The organism is Pleomorphomonas oryzae DSM 16300, from assembly GCF_000422965.1.
Taxonomy (GTDB): Bacteria; Pseudomonadota; Alphaproteobacteria; order Rhizobiales; family Pleomorphomonadaceae; genus Pleomorphomonas; species Pleomorphomonas oryzae.
The window spans coordinates 119,645-141,873 of record NZ_AUHB01000015.1 but is presented as its reverse complement, the minus strand read 5'-3'; the positions used below and the strand labels follow the sequence as shown (position 1 = coordinate 141,873).

General features: G+C 63.9%; 21 protein-coding genes. 3 read left to right on the top strand and 18 right to left on the bottom strand.

Annotated elements, in window-relative coordinates; genetic code table 11:
• Positions 1–18: 18 nt before the first annotated feature.
• From G522_RS28115 to dusB, 4 genes are all read right to left on the bottom strand, one after another.
• Positions 19–924, bottom strand: a complete 906-nt coding sequence (locus G522_RS28115; RefSeq protein ID WP_051229023.1) for a LysR family transcriptional regulator — start codon at positions 922–924, stop codon at positions 19–21.
• A 397-nt stretch (positions 925–1,321) separates the two neighbouring features.
• A complete protein-coding gene (gene ntrC, locus G522_RS0121545) occupies positions 1,322–2,764 on the bottom strand; it encodes a nitrogen regulation protein NR(I) (protein WP_026792808.1) in 1,443 nt (480 codons plus the stop codon).
• A gap of 14 nt (positions 2,765–2,778) precedes the next feature.
• Positions 2,779–3,903, bottom strand: a complete 1,125-nt coding sequence (locus G522_RS0121540) for a two-component system sensor histidine kinase NtrB (protein WP_026792807.1) — start codon at positions 3,901–3,903, stop codon at positions 2,779–2,781.
• Positions 3,900–4,922 (bottom strand): tRNA dihydrouridine synthase DusB, encoded by a 1,023-nt coding sequence (gene dusB, locus G522_RS0121535; protein WP_425414088.1) that lies wholly within the window; start codon positions 4,920–4,922, stop codon positions 3,900–3,902. The genes G522_RS0121540 and dusB overlap by 4 nt, the downstream gene beginning before the upstream one ends.
• Positions 4,923–5,119: 197 nt before the next feature.
• On the opposite strand from dusB, the gene G522_RS0121530 reads away from it, so the two are divergent.
• Positions 5,120–6,358 (top strand): bifunctional 2-C-methyl-D-erythritol 4-phosphate cytidylyltransferase/2-C-methyl-D-erythritol 2,4-cyclodiphosphate synthase, encoded by a 1,239-nt coding sequence (locus G522_RS0121530; RefSeq protein WP_051229021.1) that lies wholly within the window; start codon positions 5,120–5,122, stop codon positions 6,356–6,358.
• A 77-nt stretch (positions 6,359–6,435) separates the two neighbouring features.
• Positions 6,436–6,948, top strand: coding sequence for a CinA family protein (locus G522_RS0121525; protein WP_026792804.1), 513 nt, complete (start codon positions 6,436–6,438; stop codon positions 6,946–6,948).
• Here the strand turns inward: G522_RS0121525 and G522_RS28110 are convergent.
• The gene (locus G522_RS28110; RefSeq protein WP_051229019.1) at positions 6,894–7,856 is read right to left on the bottom strand and encodes a LysR family transcriptional regulator; all 963 of its coding nucleotides are present in this window, start codon (positions 7,854–7,856) and stop codon (positions 6,894–6,896) included. The genes G522_RS0121525 and G522_RS28110 overlap by 55 nt on opposite strands.
• A 201-nt stretch (positions 7,857–8,057) precedes the next feature.
• Here G522_RS28110 and G522_RS0121515 point away from each other — a divergent pair, with 201 nt between their 5' ends.
• Positions 8,058–8,927, top strand: a complete 870-nt coding sequence (locus G522_RS0121515) for an aldo/keto reductase family oxidoreductase (RefSeq protein WP_026792803.1) — start codon at positions 8,058–8,060, stop codon at positions 8,925–8,927.
• A 36-nt stretch (positions 8,928–8,963) separates the two neighbouring features.
• On the opposite strand, the gene G522_RS0121510 is transcribed toward G522_RS0121515, so the two are convergent.
• From G522_RS0121510 to G522_RS0121450, 13 genes are all read right to left on the bottom strand, one after another.
• Positions 8,964–9,218 carry a GlsB/YeaQ/YmgE family stress response membrane protein gene (locus G522_RS0121510; RefSeq protein ID WP_425414087.1) on the bottom strand — a complete coding sequence of 85 codons (255 nt, stop codon included), beginning with the start codon at positions 9,216–9,218 and terminating at the stop codon, positions 8,964–8,966.
• Between the two features lie 88 nt (positions 9,219–9,306).
• Positions 9,307–9,933 carry a LysE family transporter gene (locus G522_RS0121505; protein ID WP_026792801.1) on the bottom strand — a complete coding sequence of 209 codons (627 nt, stop codon included), beginning with the start codon at positions 9,931–9,933 and terminating at the stop codon, positions 9,307–9,309.
• Between the two features lie 16 nt (positions 9,934–9,949).
• Positions 9,950–10,408 (bottom strand): type II toxin-antitoxin system RatA family toxin, encoded by a 459-nt coding sequence (locus tag G522_RS0121500; RefSeq protein ID WP_026792800.1) that lies wholly within the window; start codon positions 10,406–10,408, stop codon positions 9,950–9,952.
• A gap of 200 nt (positions 10,409–10,608) precedes the next feature.
• On the bottom strand, positions 10,609–11,577 hold the full coding sequence (lipA, locus tag G522_RS0121495) for a lipoyl synthase (RefSeq protein WP_026792799.1): 969 nt from the start codon (positions 11,575–11,577) through the stop codon (positions 10,609–10,611).
• Positions 11,578–11,704: 127 nt separating this feature from the next.
• Positions 11,705–13,126: a hypothetical protein gene (locus G522_RS0121490; protein WP_026792798.1), complete on the bottom strand. Its 1,422-nt coding sequence runs from the start codon at positions 13,124–13,126 to the stop codon at positions 11,705–11,707.
• 26 nt (positions 13,127–13,152) lie between these two features.
• Positions 13,153–14,094 carry a DUF6384 family protein gene (locus G522_RS0121485; RefSeq protein ID WP_026792797.1) on the bottom strand — a complete coding sequence of 314 codons (942 nt, stop codon included), beginning with the start codon at positions 14,092–14,094 and terminating at the stop codon, positions 13,153–13,155.
• Positions 14,087–15,238: a hypothetical protein gene (locus G522_RS0121480; RefSeq protein ID WP_036840429.1), complete on the bottom strand. Its 1,152-nt coding sequence runs from the start codon at positions 15,236–15,238 to the stop codon at positions 14,087–14,089. Before G522_RS0121480 ends, G522_RS0121485 begins: the two co-directional genes overlap by 8 nt.
• 133 nt (positions 15,239–15,371) lie before the next feature.
• Positions 15,372–16,229, bottom strand: a complete 858-nt coding sequence (gene aroE / locus G522_RS0121475; RefSeq protein ID WP_026792795.1) for a shikimate dehydrogenase — start codon at positions 16,227–16,229, stop codon at positions 15,372–15,374.
• Positions 16,230–16,420: 191 nt separating this feature from the next.
• The gene (locus G522_RS28105; protein WP_051229017.1) at positions 16,421–17,497 is read right to left on the bottom strand and encodes a methyl-accepting chemotaxis protein; all 1,077 of its coding nucleotides are present in this window, start codon (positions 17,495–17,497) and stop codon (positions 16,421–16,423) included.
• Positions 17,498–17,648: 151 nt separating this feature from the next.
• The gene (locus G522_RS0121465; protein ID WP_026792794.1) at positions 17,649–17,897 is read right to left on the bottom strand and encodes a GlsB/YeaQ/YmgE family stress response membrane protein; all 249 of its coding nucleotides are present in this window, start codon (positions 17,895–17,897) and stop codon (positions 17,649–17,651) included.
• A gap of 113 nt (positions 17,898–18,010) precedes the next feature.
• Positions 18,011–19,423 (bottom strand): dihydrolipoyl dehydrogenase, encoded by a 1,413-nt coding sequence (gene lpdA, locus G522_RS0121460; RefSeq protein WP_026792793.1) that lies wholly within the window; start codon positions 19,421–19,423, stop codon positions 18,011–18,013.
• A 110-nt stretch (positions 19,424–19,533) separates the two neighbouring features.
• Positions 19,534–20,847, bottom strand: coding sequence for a pyruvate dehydrogenase complex dihydrolipoamide acetyltransferase (locus G522_RS0121455; protein WP_026792792.1), 1,314 nt, complete (start codon positions 20,845–20,847; stop codon positions 19,534–19,536).
• Positions 20,848–20,858: 11 nt separating this feature from the next.
• On the bottom strand, positions 20,859–22,223 hold the full coding sequence (locus G522_RS0121450) for a pyruvate dehydrogenase complex E1 component subunit beta (RefSeq protein WP_026792791.1): 1,365 nt from the start codon (positions 22,221–22,223) through the stop codon (positions 20,859–20,861).
• Between the last annotated feature and the right edge of the window lie 6 nt (positions 22,224–22,229).

Sequence of the window (22,229 nt, the reverse complement as noted above, 5' to 3'; positions counted from 1 at the left end):
ATCTCCGAAACAGGTGCCCTATGTGGCCATATCGAGCGGGTTTGACAAGGCCGGCTCGCCGAGACCGCATCGCCCTTCGAACAGCGCGACGTGACGGCGGAACAGTACGGTCATGCGGTCGACCACCGCGCGAATCTCGGGCCGATGACGATCCTCATTATTCATGACCAGCCAGCTCCGGTGGCGAAGCTCGGCGATCTCCTCGCCGACCCGGCGGAGGTCAGGGTCCACATCGCCGACGAAGCACGGCAACACGCCAACGCCGGCACCGGACAGGATCGAATGCCGCAACCCCTCAGCCCGGCTAACCGTGGCGATGAGATTGTTGGGCCACTTCTCATGCGGGTAGCGCAGATAGCGGGATACCGCGACTTCCTCCGAAACGGCGATCCAGCGCTCGGCATGCGCCACAGGCATATCGACGGCCGCATAGACGGCATAAGCCACTTCCGGCAGGCGCACAGCGGCCAGGTTGGTTTCCTCCGGCTCAAAGGCGCGGATGCCGATATCGGCGCTGCGATGGGCGAGCGAGGCCCGCTCTTCGCCGATGCTGATGTCGATGCCGTGTCGGTCCCCCGTCCGCACCAGTTCGTTGAGATTGCGCATGAGAAAACGCGCGCACCAGCTACCGGCACAGATGCGGACCCGTACGGCGCCGCATAGACCTGCGTTCCAGATCTCCATCTCACGTCCGGCCACTTCCATGCCGGCGAGGTGATCGAGTAACGCCTGCCCGCCGCCTGTCAGCGAATAGCCGGCCTGGCTGCGTACGAACAATCCGCACTCCATCTGACGCTCGAGCTCCAGCATGCGCCGGCCGATGGTGGCGCTGGAAAGGCCGATACGATCAGCCGCTGCGCTGAGGCTGCCAGTGCGGGCGACGGCCAGGAAGATTTGATAGGAGTCCCAGGGAATGTGTTTCATTTCTGCAAGCCAAGTTGCAATCCTGAAGGATTGAACCGATTCATCGGCGGCTGTATCTAGATGGTGAAACAAGGGAGAACACCATGAGCCCCGAGCAATATATCCATCTTTTCATGCAGCCCAAACCGAAGAAAAGGTCATTTCCAGATCAAAGTCAATATGACTACGAACTGGAATTGATAGATCCCGGTCAGAGAACCAGCGTCATCAAGCGAACGGTCCGTTATATCATCGGACTAATGCATTAGCGCATGTCAACTTGTCGCGAAAACTCTGAAAATGCGCTGCGGTTCCTTGAATCGCAGAACGGAGCTGCTTTGCTCATGAACGAGCCGAGCAGAAACGAAAAAGGCGCCGACCGCTGGCCGACGCCTTCTATATCTAGGCTGCGCCTCGCTTATCGCGAGTTGCGGATCACCTGCACATCGAGATCGCGAATCTTCTTGCGCAACGTATTGCGATTGACGCCAAGCAGTTCCGCCGCCTTGATCTGGTTGCCGCGGGTTGCCGCCAATGCCGCCCCGATCAGCGGATATTCCACTTCCTTGAGAATGCGATGGTAGAGGCCGGGCGGCGGCAGGTTGTCGCCGAACTCAGCGAAATATTTGGCGAGGAAGCGCTCCACCGACTCCGATAGATCCTCGTCGGTCGGCGTCTCCTCTTCCACCAGCGTCACCGTCGGCGTCGCCAGCTCCGCCTCGATCAGGTTGACCGTGATGGTGTCCTGCGGATAGAGCGCGGCGAGACGACGAACCAGGTTTTCAAGCTCGCGGATGTTGCCCGGCCAGCGGTAGCGCTTGAGCCGTTCCACCGCCGCCGGCTCGATCTGCTTGGACGGCAGGCCTTCCTTTTCGGCCACGGTGAAGAAGTGCCGGACGAGGTCGGGAATATCTTCGATGCGCTCACGAAGCGGCGGCAAGCGGATCGGCACTACGTTGAGGCGGAAGAACAGGTCTTCGCGGAACAGGCCCTGATTGATCAGGAGGCGCAGATCCTTGTTGGTCGCGGCAACGATGCGCACGTCGGTCTTGATCGGCGTGCGGCCGCCGACCGTGGTGTATTCGCCTTGCTGCAAGACACGCAGCAGGCGCGTCTGGGCATCCATCGGCATGTCGCCGATTTCGTCGAGGAACAGCGTGCCGCCCTCGGCCTGCTCGAACCGGCCGGCCGAACGGGCCTGCGCGCCGGTGAAGGCGCCCTTCTCGTGGCCGAACAGCTCGCTTTCGATCAGGTCGCGTGGAATGGCCGCCATGTTGATCGGCACGAAGGGACCGGTACGGCGCTTGCCATAGTCGTGCAGCGCCCGCGCCACCAGTTCCTTGCCGGTGCCGCTCTCGCCGGTGATCATCACCGTCAGGTCGGTCTGCATCAGACGGGCGAGAACGCGATAGATCTCCTGCATGGCCGGCGAGCGGCCGACCAGCGGCATGTTCTCCGAGCCGTCTTCGCCGGCTTCAAGCCGCTGTTTGCCCTTGGGTTCGGCGAGCGCCCGACCAACGATGGAGATCAGTTCCTTGAGGTCGAACGGCTTGGGCAGATATTCGTAGGCGCCCTTCTCCGACGCGCGGATCGCGGTCATGAAGGTGTTCTGGGCGCTCATCACCACCACCGGCAGATCGGGGCGCGCCTTCTTGATGCGCGGCAGAAGATCGAAGGCGTTTTCGTCCGGCATCACCACGTCGGTGATGACGAGATCGCCATCGCCCTGGCTGACCCAGCGCCACAGCGTCGCGGCGTTGGAGGTGAGGCGCACTTCATAGCCCGCCCGCGACAGAGCCTGGTTCAGCACCGTGCGGATTGCGGAATCGTCGTCGGCGACGAGTATGCTGCCGGTAGGCATCGGAAAAGACCCTTTCAGTCCGCGATCTTGTCGACGTAGGCGGGGAGGAGGAGACGGAAGGTGGTGCGGCGCGGCTGGCTCTCGCATTCGATGACGCCACCGTGGTCGCCGACGATCTTGGCGACCAGGGCGAGGCCGAGGCCGGTGCCGTTGGTCTTGGTGGTGACGAAGGGATCGAACATGTGCGTCTGGATTTCTTCCGGCACGCCGGGGCCGTTGTCGCGCACGCAGAATTCCAGCGGCAGGCTGACACGCTCACGCGTACCGGGCACGGACAGCCGCACGCCGGGCCGGAAGGCGGTGGTCAATGCAATCTCGGCATCCGGCGTATCGGTCAGCGCCTCGGCGGCGTTCTTGACGAGGTTGAGGAACACCTGCACCAGCTGATCGCGGTTGGCATAGACCGGCGGCAGCGACGGGTCGTATTCCTCGACGATACGAATGTCGCGGGCAAAGCCTGAGAGCGCCAGACGCTTCACATGCTCCAGCACCGCATGAATATTGACCGGCTCACGCTCGATCGGCCGCTCGTCGGAGAACACTTCCATGCGGTCGACCAGCTTGACGATGCGATCGGCCTCGTCGGTGATCAGACGGGTCAGTCCCCGGTCTTCATCATCGGCCGATTGCTCCAGAAGCTGCGCTGCGCCGCGAATGCCGCTGAGCGGATTCTTGATTTCATGCGCCAGCATGGCGGCAAGGCCGGTGACGGAGCGGGCAGCACCGCGATGGGTGAGCTGCTTGTCCATCTTGTCGGCCATGGTGCGCTCTTGCAGCATGATCACCACATGGCCGGCACGGTCGGAGGCCGGGGCCGCGTAAATGTCGACGACGCGCTCGCCGCCATTGCGCGGGGTGCCGACGTCGACGCGGTATTCGTTGACCGAAGCGCCGCGATCGCGCACCTGCTCGACCAGTTGCAACAACGGGCTGCCGAAGGGCACGAAGTGCCGGAGCGAATGCCGGCCGAGCACGGCGGCGCTCGACTGGAAGAAATTCTGCGCCGCGTCATTGGCCGAACAGACCCGGCCCTCCTGATCAAGCATGATCACCGGATGCGGCAGGGCATTGAGGATCGACACTTCGAGATCCCGCTCCGCCGGAGCGTCCGCGCCCGGTGAAGATGATGACGTCGTCATGCGGCAACCCTCTCGAAACTCGCTTCGCTATCGCCGAACCACTCGTCGATGGCTTCCATCACGACCCCAGGCACTTCCGACGTCAGCGCCCGACGTCGAATATCTGGCGCCGCCGCGTCACTGCGCGGCACGGCATCGAAGGTCCAGCCGACATGCTTGCGGGCCATCTTGAGACCCAGGAGGCCCTTGCCGTAGTGAGACAGCATGTGCTCGTATTGCGTCCTGAGCGAAGCCAGGACCTCGTCTCTGTGAGGCGCCTCAGCCTCGCCACCAGCGGCAAGCGCAGCGGCAATCCGGCCAGGCATCCAGGGGCGACCGTAGGCACCGCGGCCGATCATGACCGCGTCGGCGCCCGATTGAAGGAGCGCTTCGCGGGCCGAAGCGGCATCGACGACATCACCATTGACCACCAGCGGAATGGATATCGCCTCGCGCACCGCCCTCACCTTCGACCAATCGGCCGAGCCCTTGTAAAACTGATTGCGGGTGCGGGCATGCACGGTGACCATGGCGACACCGGCCGCTTCCGCCCGCCTCGCCAGCTCCGGCGCATTGAGGCAGGTCTCATCCCATCCCAGCCGCATCTTCAGCGTCACCGGTACCTTGACGGCGCCAACGACCGCCTCGATCAGCGTCAGCGCGTGATCGAGGTCGCGCATCAAGGCCGAGCCCGAATAGCCTGACACTACTTTCTTCGCCGGACAGCCCATATTGATGTCGATGATGTCGGCGCCGCCGGCTTCCGCGGCACGGGCACCCTCACCCATCCAGTAGGCCTCGCGGCCGGCAAGCTGAACGACATGCAGCCCTTCGTCGTCGGCCTCGGCGCGCGCCGTCGTTTCCGGTTTGCCTTCCAGCAGCGTTTCCGACGCCACCATTTCCGACACGGTAAGGCCTGCGCCATAGCGACGGGCCACCCGGCGGAACGGTAGATCCGTGATGCCGGCCATCGGCGCCAGGAACACCGGCGACGGCACAGTTACGCCGCCGACACGAAGTTCCGCCGCCGGCGCTATCATCATCTCGCGATCCGGCCTGGAAACCGCCATGCTTACACCTTGTGCATGAAATGCCGCTGCATACAAATTACGCAATTGATAGCCGCTCAGAAGAATTGACGCAAGCGTCTTGCGGCGCATCCGGCGGATAACGTAACGAGAATGCACATTTTTGCCGCGACCGCCATCCGGTCGCCAGCGGAGCCCAGCGAACGGCAATGCCCTCCAGCGTGACCTCCCCCACCCGTCCTTCCGCGCGCCCAACCGTCGCGGTGATTCTGGTCGCCGCCGGGCGCGGCTCCCGCGCCGCCAGCGCCGGCGAACCGCCCAAACAGTATAGGCAACTCCACGGCCAACCGGTCATTGCGCGCACAGCTAGAGCCTTCCTCGTCCATCCCGGCGTCGATCGAGTGCTGACGGTCATCCACCCCGACGACCACGATCTCTACACCGCAGCTGTCGCCGGCCTTGACGATCCTCGCCTGTCGCCGCCCGTTGTCGGTGGCGCCGACCGTCAGGCAAGCTGTTTTGCCGGCCTTGCGGCGCTCGCCGCCGACGCCCCGGACTATGTGCTGATCCACGACGCCGTGCGCCCATTCATCCGCCGCGAAGCCATTGATCGGGTGATCGAAGCTCTCGGCCATGAGGTTGCCGTGCTCTGCGGCGTGCCGGTGATCGACACCGTGAAGCGCGCCGACGCGGCGGGCTACGTCGGCGAGACGGTGCCGCGCGAAGGGCTGTGGCGCGCCGCGACGCCTCAAGGTTTTCGATATGCGGAAATTGCCGCGGCCCACCGGGTGCTTGCAGCGCGCGGCATGACTGGCGTAACCGACGACGCAGCCGTCGCGGAATTTGCCGGCCACCGCGTGTTGCTGGTCGATGGCGGTGCCGACAACATCAAGCTGACCACCGCGGAGGATTTCACAATGGCCGAGCAGCGCCTCACCGCCGACGCCTTTCTCGCCTGCCCCGACGTCCGCGTCGGCACCGGCTACGACGTCCACGTGCTGGAACCCGGCGACGGAGTAACGCTCTCAGGCGTATTCATTCCGCATAACCAGCGCCTCAAGGGCCACTCGGACGCCGACGTTGCCCTGCACGCGCTGACCGATGCCATCCTGGGCGCCCTCGGCGATGGCGATATCGGCCAGCATTTCCCACCTTCCGACGAGCGCTGGCGCGGCGCCGCGTCCAAGCTGTTCCTGCATGATGCGGTGCGCCGCATCGCCGAACGCGGCGGCCTGCTTGCCCATTGCGACATCACGATCATTGCCGAGGCGCCCAAAGTCGGCCCGCATCGCGAAGCCATGCGCGCAGCGGTCGCCGAAACTTGCGGCATCACCATCGATCGCGTCGGCGTCAAGGCGACCACCAACGAGGGGCTCGGGTTCGCCGGCCGCCGCGAAGGCATCGCCGCCATTGCCACCGCCACCGTGCGGCTGCCGCTCGGCGGCTAACGGCGGGGCAACGTCTCCCGTTCGCCGGATGGCGACCTATATGTCCTTCATGCCCCTGCCGAAGAGGAGAGATCGCCATGACCAACCTTTCGCCGCTCCATCCTCGCGCCCAGCATTTCCTTGAGAAAGCCCGCGCCAAAGGCGTGACCATCGTTACCGCCGAAAGCTGCACCGGCGGCTTGGTGGCCGGCCTGCTGACCGAAATTGCCGGCTCGTCGGATGTGGTCGAACGCGGCTTCGTCACCTATTCCAACGAAGCCAAGATCGAAATGCTCGGTGTGCCCGAGGCGACGCTGATCGCCCATGGCGCCGTTTCGGAGGCTACGGCCCGCGCCATGGCCGAGGGCGCCCTCGCCCATTCGCGCGCTGCCTTCGCCGTTTCCATTACCGGCATTGCCGGACCCGGCGGTGGCACGGCCGACAAGCCGGTCGGTCTGGTCCATTTCGCCTGTGCCGGCAAAGGCCGCGCAACCGTCCACGCCGAGCGGCGCTTCGGCAGCCTCGACCGCGCCGGCGTGCGCTATGCGGCTGTGGTTCAGGCGCTCGCCATGCTGGAAGAGGCTGTTGCCGACTGGAGCCTGACGGCCTGATCGGGCACTGTCGCACCGCGCGCCTTGACGAAGTCGATGAGGGCGCGGAGGGGCGCCGGGACCAAGCGGCGGCCGGGATAATAGAGATACGGACCGGAGAAGTTCGGCCACCACGCTTCCAGCACCGGCTCCAGTGCGCCCGTTGACAGGTGTGGCGCGATCCAGTCCTCGAACAATCCCATGATGCCGACGCCGTCGATGGCGGAGGCAACCATCAGATCCGAGGCCCCGGTACCAACGATCAGTTGCCCCGTCGGGTCGACATTGAAGACGTCGCCGTCCTTCTCCAACTCCCAAGGCGCTATGGCACCGCTGGCAAAGCGACTACGGATGCAATTGTGGTTGAGAAGGTCGCGCGGGTGGTCGGGTCGGCCGTGCCGATTGAGATAGGCAGGCGAAGCCGCCAAGGCGTAACGTTGCCGCCGCGGTCCGATTGGTACGGCGATCATGTCCTGCTCCAGCCGCTCATCGTAGCGGATGCCGGCATCGCAACCGGAGGCGACCAGATCAACGAAGGTGTCCTCGGCGATGATTTCCAGCTGGATATCCGGAAATGCAGCCAGAAACGACGGCACGATGTCCGGCAGCACCAGGCGCGCTGCACTGACTGGCACGTTGAGCTTGAGCCGCCCGGCAACCCGCTCGCGATAGCCGTTGACAACGTCGAGCGCCAGATCCACTTCGGCGATGGCCGGTGTCAAGCGATCGGCGAGTTCGCGACCGACCGCAGTCAGTTCGACGCTACGCGTCGTCCGATGGAAGAGGCGTACGCCGAGCTGCGCCTCCAGACGGCGCACCGCTTCGCTGAGCCGCGAGGCGCTATCGCCCGCCGATCTCGCGGCATCGCGAAAACCGCCGGCCTTGGCGACCGTGAGGAAAGCCGAGATATCGCCGAAATCAACTGCCATTGTTCGAAAATCCGTACAGCTTGTGCCGACTGTACCCCGTTCTCCGCACAGCAGCCAGCGTCTATCTCTAGAGCACATGTGGCGAACCCAGGTTCGCCACATGTGCTCTATCCCATTTTTCCCCACGCAATTCCGAAAGCAAAACCGGTTCCCACTTTTGCTGGAATTGTTCAAGGTTCCATCAGCGCAGGAGACAGCCCAATGCCCTCGATCGATAAATCTGGAACCTTTCGCCTCGGCGACCGCAGCGTGAAGCGGCTCGGCTATGGAGCCATGCAGCTTGCCGGCCCTGGCGTCTTCGGCCCGCCGAAGGACCGGGCACAGGCGGTAGCCGTACTGCGCGCCGCGATCGCCGCCGGCGTCGACCATATCGACACCAGCGACTTCTATGGCCCGCACGTCACCAATCAGATCATTCGCGAAGCGCTTCCCCCCTCCCCTGCCGATCTCACCATCGTCACCAAGGTCGGCGCCAAGCGCGGCTCGGACGGTTCATGGCTCAAAGCCGATACGCCCGACGAGCTGCGCTCGGCCATCCACGACAATCTTCGCAACCTCGGCCGCGACGTGATCGACGTCGTCAACATGCGCTTCATGTTCGATGTGCATCACCCGGCCGAAGGCCCGGTCGAGCCGCAGGTCGAGGCCTTGGCCGAGTTGCAGCGGCAGGGGCTCATCCGCCACATCGGCGTCAGCCACGTCACGCCGGCCCAGGTCAAGGCGGCGCAGCGCATCGTCGACGTCGTCTGCGTCCAGAACCTCTACAATCTGGTTCATCGTGATGATGACGCCCTGATCGACGAGCTCGCCGCCCAGGGTATCGCCTACGTGCCGTTCTTCCCGCTCGGCGGCTTCTCGCCGCTCCAGTCAGACACCCTCAGCGCCGTGGCCCAAAGGCTCGGCTACACGCCGATGCAGCTGGCGCTCGCCTGGTTGCTCAAGCGCTCGCCGAACATCCTGCTGATCCCCGGCACGTCGTCGGTCGCTCACCTCGAGCAGAACCTCGCTGTGGCGGATATCGAGCTCGATAGTGCAACGCTGAAGGAGCTTGATACCATCGGCCAAGCGTAAGGACGAGCAGGTGAGGCTATGGCCTTTGGCCTGGCCTCACCGCCTGAACTGGCGATAAAGCCAGATCAGCGCGACGGCGCCAATCGTGCCGCCAACGAGATTGGGAAGCCAACCGTTGGGACCATTTGGCACGATGCCGAAATGGCGGACCACCCAGGAGAACACCAGCGCACCGACGACGCCAAGAAGCAGGTTGGTCAGGAGACCATGGTTAGAGCGGGTGAAACGTTCAGCCAGCCATCCGGCCAACAGCCCAATGATAATCGTGCCAATGATGCCAACGCCTGCCATTCGATCCTCCATGAACGGTCATGGAGGCCAATGTAGGCTTCGCCCGCGACTTCCGTAAGGGGGCATAAGGGAAGGCCGGTGGCTTTCGTCAGCGAAGATGCGCTGTCAGTACCTTGAAACTGGCATAACCGAAGGCAACAGCAAGCAATCCGTCAAACAAACGGCGAATACGGGTGAAGCCGCGCGCGACCGTCGGCGACGAGAAAACCACCGCGTAGGTCAGGAAGATCAGCGTGCTCTGCAGGCCGACAGCGACGATCACCGCGAGAAGCGTGGTCAGCGGCGTGCTTGGCGGTACGCCGATCGAATAGAGCGCGCCGAAGAACAAGACAGCCTTGGGGTTGGTGAGATGCAGCAACAGCCCTTTGCGATAGGCTGCGCCCCAGCTCAGATGATCGGCGGCACTCAATATCAACGCCGGGGGATGGAGCGCGCTTCGCGCCGACTTCACTGCCAGGTAGAGAAGATAGCCGGCGCCGATGTAGCGGATCGCCTCGAGAATCCAGGCGTTGGCCAGCATGATCGCGCCCAGGCCGAGCGCTGCAGCCGCCGACCAGGTGAGCGAGCCGGTGATCACGCCAAGGGCCATGGCAATGCCGCGCCGGCGACCGGCGCCCATCGACATCGAAGCAACGCCGAGCGTGGCCGGTCCGGGGCTCGCGGTAGCCACGAAAGCCGCTGACAGAATGATCGGAAGGTTGACGGCAAGGCTCATGTCGGCCTCCGATATGTCAGACGCCGACGCCGTAGAGCGCGTCGGCGCGCTGTTCAAAGGCCTCCGAAAACTTGCGGAAGGCTCGGTCGAACATCGAGCCCATCAAAGCGCCCAGCATTCGGCTGCGGAACTCGTAGGAAATCCAGAAATGAATGTCGGAGCCACCGCCATCGCGCGGTGTGAAACTCCAGCGATTGTCGAGGAAGCGGAACGGCCCGTCGATATACTCGACCTTGATGGCAAGTGCCGGCCGATCGAGCGTCACCATCGAGGTGAAGGTTTCGCGCACCGGCCCATAGCCGGCGGTGAGATCGGCGATCAGTACGTCGTGGCCAGCGTCGTCGACGCGTCGTTGCCGGACAGTCAGCCGCTCGCAAAGCGGCACGAACTCTGGGTATTTCTCGACATCGGCCACCAGATCGAACATCCGCTCCGGGCTATGGTTGACGTGGCGCACGGTCTCGAAGGTCGGCATTATCAGGTGGCGTCCTATAGTACAGAATGAAGCAAGGCGGCTTTAAAGCATCATCCGGCCGGAGTGAAGCGAGGATCGAAAAGATGATGCGTCTCAAACAACAGGCTAGAGCGCCGACCTGATGCAATCAGATCGAACTGCACTCTAGCATCGCCTTACGCTTTTCAGACTTCGCGCCGAAAGGCAATCCTGCCCAGCTCTCAGCCTCTTGCTTCCGCAAGCTTCTTTTCACGATTGGCGCGAAGCTGCGCGAAGTCCTCGCCGGCGTGATGCGACGACCGGGTGAGCGGGCTCGACGACACCATCAGGAAGCCCTTGGTGTAGGCGACGGTTTCATAAGACTTGAACTCATCCGGCGGCACGAAACGGATGATGGCATGATGCTTGGACGTCGGCTGAAGATACTGGCCGATGGTCAGGAAATCGACGTCGGCCGAGCGCAGGTCGTCCATTAGCTGAAGAACCTCGTGCCGCTCCTCGCCGAGGCCGACCATGATGCCGGACTTGGTGAAGATGGTCGGATCAAGCTCCTTTACCCGCTGCAACAGCCGGATGGAGTGGAAGTAACGGGCACCGGGACGGACGGTGAGGTAGTTCGACGGTACCGTTTCAAGATTGTGGTTGAAGACGTCGGGCTTGGCCGCCACCACCACCTCCAGCGCACCCTCCTTCCTGAGGAAGTCCGGCGTCAGCACCTCGATGGTGGTCGACGGCGAGCGCGCGCGAATGGCGCGGATGACCTGGGCGAAGTGTTCGGCGCCACCATCAGCCAGATCGTCGCGGTCGACCGAGGTGATGACGACATGGTGCAGGCCGAGCTTTTCGACGGCTAGCGCGACGTTCTCCGGCTCATTGGGGTCGAGCGGCGCCGGCATGCCGGTCTTGACGTTGCAGAAGGCGCAGGCGCGGGTGCACGTGTCGCCCATGATCATCATGGTGGCGTGCTTCTTCGACCAGCATTCGCCGATATTGGGGCAGCCCGCTTCCTCGCAAACCGTGAAGAGACCGTTCTCCTTCACGATCTCCTGCGTTTCCTTGTAGACCGGCGAACCCGGCGCCTTGACGCGGATCCACTCCGGCTTGCGCTGGATCGGGTTGTCGGGACGGTTGGCCTTCTCGGGATGGCGCGCCTTGGGCGCGTTTTTCACGGTATCGAGAATCGTGACCATTGTCCGTCGCTTTCCTAAGGCAGGGCCGGCCTCGCCGGTCTTCTGTGTCTATAAGTCCTAGCAAAACTACTGAGAACGGGCCATGCCGGTCCTGTCGCATCAGGGCTGCGCTGTTGTCATGCGACGTTCAGAAGCCGCCGCCAGTCGTGAAACCGTCACCGCCAGAGTCGCCACCGCCGCCAAATCCGCCGCCGGTGCCGAAGCCATCACCGCCGCCAGACAAGCCGCCACTCCAACTGCCACCGAAATCGTCGCGACGCCCGGAACCGCTATATCGATAACCGTCGCGGAACGCCCCTTCAAGCACAGCCGCGGTGATCGCGCCAGAGATGATACCGCCGATCAGGCCGCCGATCGTATCGCCATTCGAGAAGCTGCCGTTTGGTCGATCATAGCCGCTGCGGCGGAAGACATCGCGTGAGTGCTCAAGCTCCTGCCGCTTGGTGGCCATATCGATCGACGTGCGCCGAAGCTCGTCCGCCTGGGCATCGACCCGGACAAGGTCGCGTTCGATCTGTCGCAGCCGCTTGACGATGAGATCATCTTCCGGCGTCGGCGTCGCTTCGGCACGCCGCACCAGCTCGACCATGTCGGCGCGCGCCAACGTGCCGGCCAGATCGTCGATCACGCCGCGTACCGCCGGATCTCCATTATCGTCTAGCGCCGCCGCCGTTTCCTTGTCGATGCTGTCGACGTCCGACCTCACGCGCGCAATGTCGGTCTCGACCTTGGCAAGCGCTCGGTCGGCGTCGGCCACCGCCGCCTCAAGCGGTTTGATGCCATCCGCCTCGAGAGCTGCCCGCTCATGTGCCTGACGGGCTACGACAGCCGCGGCCACATCGGCTTTGAGACGCTCGGCATGCTCGGCTAGGCGCAGCGGGATTTCGGTCAGCATGTAGTAGTTGATGCGAGCTGCGTCGTAACCGGCGAGCCTGGCTACCTTGGCATCGAAATAGCGCGCAAGCGGCCCCGCCCGATAGGCCGACGTGCCATAGCCACGCTGCCAGAGATACATGAACAGACGATCGACCTCGTAAGGCTTTCCCTTGACGGCGCGATCTTGCTCGGCTTGCCGACGCTTTTCATCGGCCGCCGCAGCGGTGGCTTCCGACGTCTCGATGGCTGCGGTCAGACGCTTCCATTCGTCTTCCGCCGCAAGTCGTGCTTCCACGGCATCGGTCTTCGTTTCGACCGCCTCGATCGCCGCGTCGCGCAGCTTCGCCGCCGCCGCGCGTTTGTCTTCGAGCTCTTCGAGCTTCTTCGATGCGCCCTCACGACTGGCCTTGAGCTCGGCTAGACGGTCGCGACGCTTGTCGAGGGCAACGCGAGCCCGCCGCTCGACGCTATCGAGTTCGCCAACCACTTCGTCGCGAGCAATGGCATCGAGCCGCAAGCGCGCCAGTGCCCGAAAGCCATCCGCCTTCTCGGCTCTCAGGCGGTCGCCCTCGGCCTTGGTGTCGCCCAGCATGGCGACCAGACGGTCCTCGTCGCGGCGAACGCCGAGGATGGCCCGTTCGATGTCGTTAAGCGCCTGTCGCGCGGAAATCATGCTGCGTCCTTGGGTGAGTGGGGGCTTTACCAGCTGGTAATGGCGCCCGCGAGGACATCCATTTCGTAGACCGGTTCAAGGCTGCCGCGCGGCTTCTCACCGAGGATGTTGTCCTCGACGATACCGTCGTTGCTCTTGTCGGCCGCGATTTTGTCGTAGGTCGCCTTGGGCACGCGAATGCCCCATTTGTCGACTGTCCTGACCTTGCCATCCTCTTCGTTGGTGACGGGCATCTTCAGGACCTCGCCGGACGGCGTCACCGCCTCGACGATCAGATAGTAGTTGCGGGCCTGGGTATTGACGTTGGGAATGCGAAAGACGCCGGTCTTTTCGCCCGGTCGCGACACGATCCTGAGTTCATAGGTCTGCGCCAGCCTGCCGCGCAGATCGGCGATCGCAGCGACGGCCTGCCGGGCAGAAGCAGCATCGCCGGAGCTGATCGCTGCTCGGGCCGCGGCGACACGCGTCTTTGCCTCGGCCTGAGCTTCCGAGGTAAGCGCTTCGGTCGCCAAGGCCTTCTCGGCCGCATCGACGGTTTCCGGCAACGTCACCGTCATTTCGGCTCGTGCCGCCTCGGCCGCTCGCTCCGTCGATGCGACACGCCAATAGGTGACGCCCCCGAGCACGACGAGGGCGAGCAGCGCCGCCGCAGCGATCTTACCCACCATGGCGCGCCCGACCCATAGGAGCGCCATCGTCCGGGCAAAGGACGGCGGCGCCGGATCATAGGTGAAGCGGCTTTCCTTCAGCGCCCGAATGCCATCATCGAGGATGCGATCGGAGACCTTCAGCCCCTGCCCTTCGTAAAGCGACCGCAGCCGCTCCTTCAGAGTGGCATCGCGGCTGTCCTCGCTGAGCGCCTTCTCGACAACGCCCTCCTGGTGACGGAGCGTGTCGACCACGTCCATCGCCAGCATGAGCTCATCGAGTTTGGGAGCGGCAGCGCCGCCCTGAGCAATGTCAGCCATTCAGCACCAGCGCATTGCCCTGCTCGGCAAGGCGGGCCATCCGACGCTTGCCGTCCTCGACAGCGGCGCGGATCTCCTCGGAGTTCTTGGTCGCCAGCGTGCGCATCTCGGCGATGATCTCAGTCGAGCGCTCCTGATAGGTGACGACGCTGTCGACCAGCTTCTTCACTGCATCGGCACGCACCGTCGGGCCATAGCCGGCCTTCAGCGCCTCCTCCTGCACCTTGCCGCCGATATCCGCCAGCACTTCCAACGACTTCGAGACGCCCTCCTTCATGGAGTTCAAAGTCTGCGTTGACTCGTGTAGGCCGAACAAGCCGGTGAACGACGCCTTCAGTGCCGTGAACACGGATTCATTGGTGGTAAAGAAGGAAACGGACTGCTGGTAGACGCGTTCCTTGGCCGACGTCGTCTGCAACAGACGCGCCATGATCACTTCGGAGGTGTTGTAGCCGATAGTGAGATTGTCGGCGAGATCCTTGGCCACTTGGTAGCGGCCTTCCTCGTTCTGCATGGCCCGCAGCTTCTCGTCGCGAACGAGTTCCAGCTTCGCGCGCTCGGAAGCCTCCGTGCCGGCAAAGCCGGCCACTGCCTCTGAGGCCTTGCCGAGTTCGTCCTTGGCAACCGATAGCTTGGCCTCGGCCGCCTTCAACACTTCCAGCGCCGCCACTTCGGCCTGCTTCAGCGCGCCGCGGAAATCACGGTAGGCCTCCAGGATGACCTGTTCGCGCTCGATGTTGGTCTTGGTGTCGCGTGCCACCTCAAGATAGGTGTCGCGGATCCCGTCGAAACGGCTGGCAATGTCGCCGCGAGAAATCTTCATCCAGGCGTTGGTCGCCCGCTCGAACAAGTCGATCTTGCCATCGGAGATCTGGTCGACCATCGCCTTGGCGTCGTCGCGGATCGAGTTGAAGCCTTGCGTGATCTTCTCGTAGCGCTCGCCGATCGACATTTCGGAGATCTGCTCGCGCACCACCTCGTTGAACACGCTCATCTGGCTGAGCGTGCGGGTGATGACGGCGATCCTGTCGGGGTCGAGATCGGTGATCTTTTCGAGAAGGCCGACGATCGGTGCCTCCTCGGTTCGAGCCGGCAGCAGGCCGAGGTCGCGCAATCCACCCATGGCCTTATCGAGATACTGCATGGGCGTCTTCACAATGTCGGTCGTGGTCAAGGCCGTTTCCCCCAAAGTCACCGAAACGCGGATGAACGTCCGCGGGCGTCGCGGAAGATGTAGTTATCCCACAAGCCGCCGCAAGCAGACGTTCAGCGAAAATTCAAGCGCTGAAGACCGCCTCCAGCGCACCGCGCATCACCTTCGCATCGGGTTCGCGGCCCGTCCACAGGCGGATGCCGATAACCCCCTGGTTGACCAGCATGCCAAGACCGTCGAGCGTTATGGCGCCGCGCGCCTCTGCTTGCTTCAGAAAAGCCGTGCGCGGCGGATTGGGGATCACGTCGGCCACCACCAGACCCGGCCGGGCCGTCGACAGCGCGACCGGCGGCATGTCGTCCACGCCGGGGAACAGGCCGATCGACGTCGCATTGATGAGAACGTCGGCATCCTCGGGGATGGCGTATTTGCCTTGCCAGGGCACGAACTCGGCCGCCGCCGACGTATGCGCGGCAACGAGCTTCGTCACCGCCTTGCCGCGCTCTTCGTCGCGGTTGACAATCGTGATCGACGCCGCGCCGGCCAGCGCCGTTTCAATGGCGATGGCCCGTGAGGCGCCACCGGCGCCCAGCACCACGACACGCTTGCCCTTGGGGTCGACCACCGTCTTGAGGGAGGTGAGGAAGCCCTTGCCGTCGGTGTTCTCACCGATCAGCCGGCCGTCGTCGTTGATCACGCAGTTGACCGCGCCGATGATTTCGGCCGAGGGAGCCAGTTCGTCGATGAAATCGATCACCGCCACCTTGTGCGGCAGCGAGCAGTTGAAGCCCCGCCAGCCCATCGCGCGGGCGCCCCGCACGGCATCGCCAAGGTCGGCCGGTGCGACGTCGCAATTGATGTAGCGGGCATCGAGACCCATGGCGCGATAGGCCGCCTCGACCATGGCGACCGTTGGGTTCTCGGCAACCGGCGTCGCAAAGCAGCCGGTGAGAAGACTTAGAAAATTGAGTTCTACCGGCATTGCATCATCCTCCCTTGGGCAGGTCGAACCATGCCCTTCCCTTGGATGATCTTACTGCCGGGCGTTGGGATTGAAAACGCGTCCCCTCGACGTAGAGCATATTGGCGAACTCTGGTTCGCCAATATGCTCTCGTTCCTTGATGTCGCATTGTTTTTGCGGAAAACCAGTTTCCACTTTTCCGCACAATGCGCTAGCGAAGCCGCTTGAGTGGCATCACCGTCGCCGAAGGTTTGTCGACGCTAAGCCGCTGCTCGATCACGCCGCGCCAGCCAAGACCCCGATAGGTCTCATACCCCGGAGTGACATGCTGGGCGACGATCCGGCCATCGCGCACCTGCCAGCCCGCCTGCCCGCTGCTGAAGGCCGGCAGTCGCTCGGTCAACAGGCCGGCACCGTCGGATGAGGCGATGACGCGGTTGTCGCGATCGACGATCAGCACGCGGCTCGTCGCCTTTTCCTCGTCGCTGAGACGCACGCCCTCGACGATGGCCCGCGACTGTGGCTCCCAATCGAAATGAATGGCGAGCAAGCCGATGGGCCGGCCGTTCGCATCGCCGCCCGTCCGGACCGGCGTGACGAAGGTGCCGACCAGTGTGTCGGCGAGAAGCGGCTCGCGGGCGATGTCTTCGGCGTGGAAATCGTCGCCGGTCCTGAGCCCCATGCCGGTCCGGAACCAGGAGCGCGACGACACATCGGCGCCGGCGACCGGAAAACGATCGCCACGGCCGGACGCCACCACCTTGCCTTGGGGATCGCACAGCCAGATATCGAGATAGACGGTATAGGCGCGCAGAATGACGTTGAGACGCCGCGCCGCATAGGCGAAGGCCGCCTCGCCGGGCGCTGTCATGGCATCGACAAAAGCGGAATCGGTCGCCCACCAGCGTACATCGCAGGTACGCTCATAGAGGTTGCGATCGACGATCTCGATAGCGTTGAGGGCGAGATCGACGAGCCGCTGCCCCTGGGACGACTGGCTCATCTCCTGCACCAGCGAGGAAATCTCGCCAATCTCCGAGGCGAGCTCTGCTTCGAGGGCCGTGGAGAGCTTCTCCACCTCTTCCGAGATGCCACGCACTTCCTGGCTGACCACTGCAAAACCACGCCCGGCGTCGCCGGCCCTTTCGGCCTCGATCAGCGCGTTGAGGGCCAGGATGCGCATGCGGCGGTTGATCGCCCGGATCTGGCCAACCTTGCTAAAGGCAATTTCCTGGACGGATGCGGACTTTGAAGAAATGTCGCGAATGGACACAACCGAAGCTGTCATCCCGTCCCCCGGATCGTCGCAATTTGACTAAAGGAAGAGTCGCATTCACCTCGTTAATAAAGTAAAAACAACGTTCGAGGAACTACATACAGAACTGCTGCTTTTATTTGCAGAACAGCCGAGCAACGCGATCTTGGCGCACAGTTATTATTCAAACCACCATGCGGGCCAGAAAGACGAAGATGATGGCACCGATGGTCGCCACCACGACCTCGTGCAGGAAGGGACTGGCGATCGGAATGTTGATGCCGGTCCATTGCAGCACCAGCCCACCGACGAACGAGCCGATCAGGCCGGAGACGAGATAGCGGATGAGGCCGCCACCACCCACCACGAAGCTCGCCAGCCAGCCGGCGAGAAGACCGACGGCACCCCAGATCAGAAAGGCATGTCCCTGCATCGAGCTATCTCCTGCCAACAAAAAGATATTGCGATTTTCGCGTTTGGAAGGGTGTCACAAAAAAGAGGCCGGCAACATCCCCGCCGGCCTCTGTGTTAAGTCTCAATCATGCCTCAAATGTGGATGGCCTTGCCGTAGGCGGCAAGCACGCTCTCGTGCATGGTCTCGCTGACCGTCGGGTGCGGGAACACCGTGTGCATCAGCTCTTCCTCGGTGGTCTCGAGCTGCATGGCCACGACGAAGCCCTGAATCATCTCCGTCACTTCGGCGCCGATCAGGTGGGCGCCCAAGAGGCGACCGGTCTTGGCATCGAAGATCGTCTTGACCAAGCCTTCCGGCTCGCCGAGCGCCACCGCCTTGCCGTTGCCGATGAATGGGAAACGGCCGACCTTGAGCTCGTAGCCGGCTTCCTTGGCCTTCCTCTCGGTGAGGCCGACGGAGGCTACCTGCGGATGGCAATAGGTGCAGCCCGGGATTTGTAGCTTGTCCATCGGATGGGGATGCAGCCCGGCGATCGCCTCGACGCACAGCGTGCCTTCGTGCTCGGCCTTGTGGGCGAGCATCGGCGGACCGGCAACGTCGCCGATGGCATAGATGCCCGGCACGTTGGTGCGGCCGAGGCCGTCGGTGGCGATGGTGCCCCGATCGAGCTTCACGCCCAGCGCCTCAAGGCCGAGGTTCTCGACGTTGCCGACGACGCCGACGGCAGAGATGACGCGATCGGCGACGATCTCCTGCTTGGTGCCGTCCTTGAGCTCAACGGTCGCCGTCACCTCGTTGGCGCCCTTCTTCAGCGAGGCGACCTTGGCCTCCAGAAGAATCTTCATGCCGGCCTTCTCGAAGCGCTTCTTGGCAAGCTCGGCGATCTCGTGGTCCTCGACCGGCATCACCTGGCTCATCACCTCGACGACAGTGACCTCCGAGCCGAGGTCGCGATAGAAGCTGGCAAACTCGATGCCGATGGCGCCCGAGCCGACCACCAGCAGACGCTTCGGCAGCGCCTCCGGAACCATCGACTCGAAATAGGTCCAGACCAGCTTCTTGTCCGGCTCGAGGCCGGGCAGCACGCGCGGCCGGGCACCGGTCGCCACGATGATATTCTTGGCCTCGAAGTCGCCGGCCGGCAGCCAGCCCTTGGGCGCGCCATCGATCGGCTTCACTTTGACCTTGCCGGGCGCCGTGATGGTCGCCTCGCCCCAGATCAGGTCGACCTTGTTCTTCTTCAAGAGGAAGCCGACGCCCTGGCTCATCTGCTGGGCGATGCCGCGCGACCGCTTGACGATGGCGGCGACATCGGCACCCGGCTTCTCGGCCTTGATGCCGTAGTCGGCGGCGTGCTCGATATAGTGGAAGATCTCGGCCGAGCGCAGCAGGGCCTTCGCCGGGATGCAGCCCCAGTTGGGGCAGATGCCGCCGATATAGGCGCGCTCGACAACGCCGACCTTGAGGCCGAGCTGGGCGGCACGGATGGCGGCCACATAGCCGCCGGGGCCGGAGCCGATGATCAGGATGTCATACTGGGACATAGGTCTATGCCTTCAATCTGGCTGCGGCGCGGGACGAGCCTCGCGCCGGAAGCAGGCGGCGCCGGCCTTGCCGGCAACCGCCTCCCGAAATGGACGACGGAGAAACTCCGTCACACCAGCATCGACATCGGCTTCTCGATGAAGCCCTTGAACGCGCGCAGAAGCTCGGCACCGAGCGCGCCGTCGACGGCGCGGTGATCGGTGGAGAGCGTGACGCTCATCACGGTGGCGACGGCCAGCTGGCCACCCTTCACCACCGCCCGCTGCTCGCCGGCGCCAACCGCCAGGATGGTCGCATGCGGCGGGTTGATGACGGCCGCGAAGTCCTTGACGCCGAACATGCCGAGGTTGGACACCGAGGTGGTGCCGCCCTGGTATTCCTCGGGCTTCAGCTTGCGGTCCTTGGCACGTTTGGCGAGATCCTTCACCTCGTTGGAGATGGTGGAGAGGCTCTTCTCGTCGGCCTTGCGGACGATCGGGGTGATCAGGCCGCCGGGGATCGACACGGCAACGCCGACATCGGCGTGCTTGTGCTTCAGCATGCCGCCATCGGTCCAGGAGACGTGGGCGTCCGGCACGGCCTTGAGAGCCAGCGCGTAGGCCTTGATCACCATGTCGTTGACCGACACCTTGTAGGCCGGCTTGCCGTCGGACGTCGGCGCGGCATCGTTGATGTCCTTGCGCAGGGCCAAGAGCGCGTCGAGCTCCACGTCGACGGTGACGTAGAAGTGCGGCACCGTCTGCTTGGACTCGGTGAGACGGCGGGCGATGGTCTTGCGCATGCCGTCGTGCGGGATCAGCTCGTAGCTCTCCGGGTCGAACAGCTTCAGCGTCATCTCGTCGCTGGCACCAGCCGGCTTGGCGGCCGGCGCGGCAGCGGCAGCCGCCGCCTGCGGAGCGGCCGGCTTCGGCGCAGCCTCGGCCCCTTCGACATCACGCAGGATGATGCGGCCCTTCGGTCCCGAGCCCTTGACGGACTTGAGGTCGAGGCCCTTGTCCTTGGCGACGCGGCGAGCCAGCGGCGAGGCAAAGATGCGCTCGCCCTCACCCGCCTTGGCGGCTTCCGCCTTGGGAGCTTCCGCCTTCGGCGCCTCAGCCTTTTCCTCGGACTTGGGCGCTTCCGCCTTGGCCAGGGCGGGAGCTGCACCGTCGGCAGCAGCCGCCGCGGCGGCAACATCCTCGCCCTCTTCGGCGAGAATGGCGATCACCGCGTTGACCGGTACGTCGGCCGAGCCCTCGGCCACCACCAGCTTGGCGACGACGCCCTCGTCGACCGCCTCGACCTCCATGGTCGCCTTGTCGGTCTCGATCTCGGCGAGCACCATGCCGGATTTCACGGCATCGCCCACCTTGACGTTCCATTTGGTCAGGTTGCCCGTCTCCATCGTCGGAGAGAGCGCCGGCATCAGAATCTTGATCGGCATTTCAGCTCTCCTCAGCGATAGGTGACGGCGCGCACCGCCTCGATCACATCACCCACGGTCGGCAGGGCGAGTTTCTCGAGATTGGCCGCGTAGGGCATCGGCACGTCCTTGCCGGTGATCCGGCCGACCGGCGCGTCGAGATAGTCGAAGGCATTGGCCTGGATCTGGTAAGCAATTTCGGAGCCCACCGAACCCTGCGGCCAACCTTCCTCGACGGTCACGCAACGACCGGTCTTCTTGACCGAATTGACCACCGTCTCGATGTCCATCGGTCGGATGGTCCTGAGATCGATCAGCTCGGCATCGATGCCGAGGCCGGCCAGCTCTTCCGCCGCCTTGATCGCATAGGACATGCCCATGCCGAACGAGACGATGGTGACGTCCTTGCCGGCCTTGTGAATGCGCGCCTTGCCGATCGGCAGCACGTAATCGTCGAGCTTCGGCACATCGAAGTGATGGCCGTAGAGAACCTCGTTCTCCAGGAAGATCACCGGGTTGGGATCGCGGATCGCCGCCTTGAGCAAGCCCTTGGCGTCGGCTGCCGTATAGGGCATCACCACCTTGAGACCAGGGATCATGCCGTACCAGGCGGCATAATCCTGGCTGTGCTGGGCACCGACGCGGGCAGCCGCGCCGTTGGGACCACGAAACACGATCGGGCAGCCCATCTGGCCGCCGGACATGTAAAGCGTCTTGGCCGCCGAGTTGATGATCTGGTCGATCGCCTGCATGGCGAAGTTGAAGGTCATGAACTCGACGATCGGCTTCAGGCCGGCGAAGGCAGCGCCGACGCCGATGCCAGCAAAGCCGTGCTCGGTGATCGGCGTGTCGATGACGCGCTTGGCGCCGAACTCATCGAGCAGACCCTGCGAGATCTTGTAGGCGCCCTGATACTCGGCGACTTCCTCGCCCATCAGGAACACGTCGCCATCGCGGCGCATTTCCTCGGCCATCGCCTCCCGCAGCGCCTCGCGCACCGTCTTGCTCTCATACTGCGTACCAGCCGGAAGATCCGGGTCGGCTTCGACCTTGACGACGGGCGCCGCCGGAACCGTGCTCGAAGCCGGCGCCGCCGGCTGCGGCTTTTCGGCCGGCGCGGCCTGAGCGGCGGCCGGCTTCGCGGCGGCCGTCTCGCCTTCCTCGCCGACGCGGGCGATCACCGCGTTGACCTTGACGCCCTCGGTGCCCTCGGCCACCAGGATTTCGAGCAGCTTGCCCTCGTCGACGGCTTCGATTTCCATCGTCGCTTTGTCGGTCTCGATCTCGGCGAGCACGTCGCCGGACTTCACATCATCACCCACCTTTTTCAGCCACTTGGTGAGCGTGCCTTCTTCCATGGTCGGCGACAGCGCCGGCATCAGGATGTCGATTGCCATTTTCAA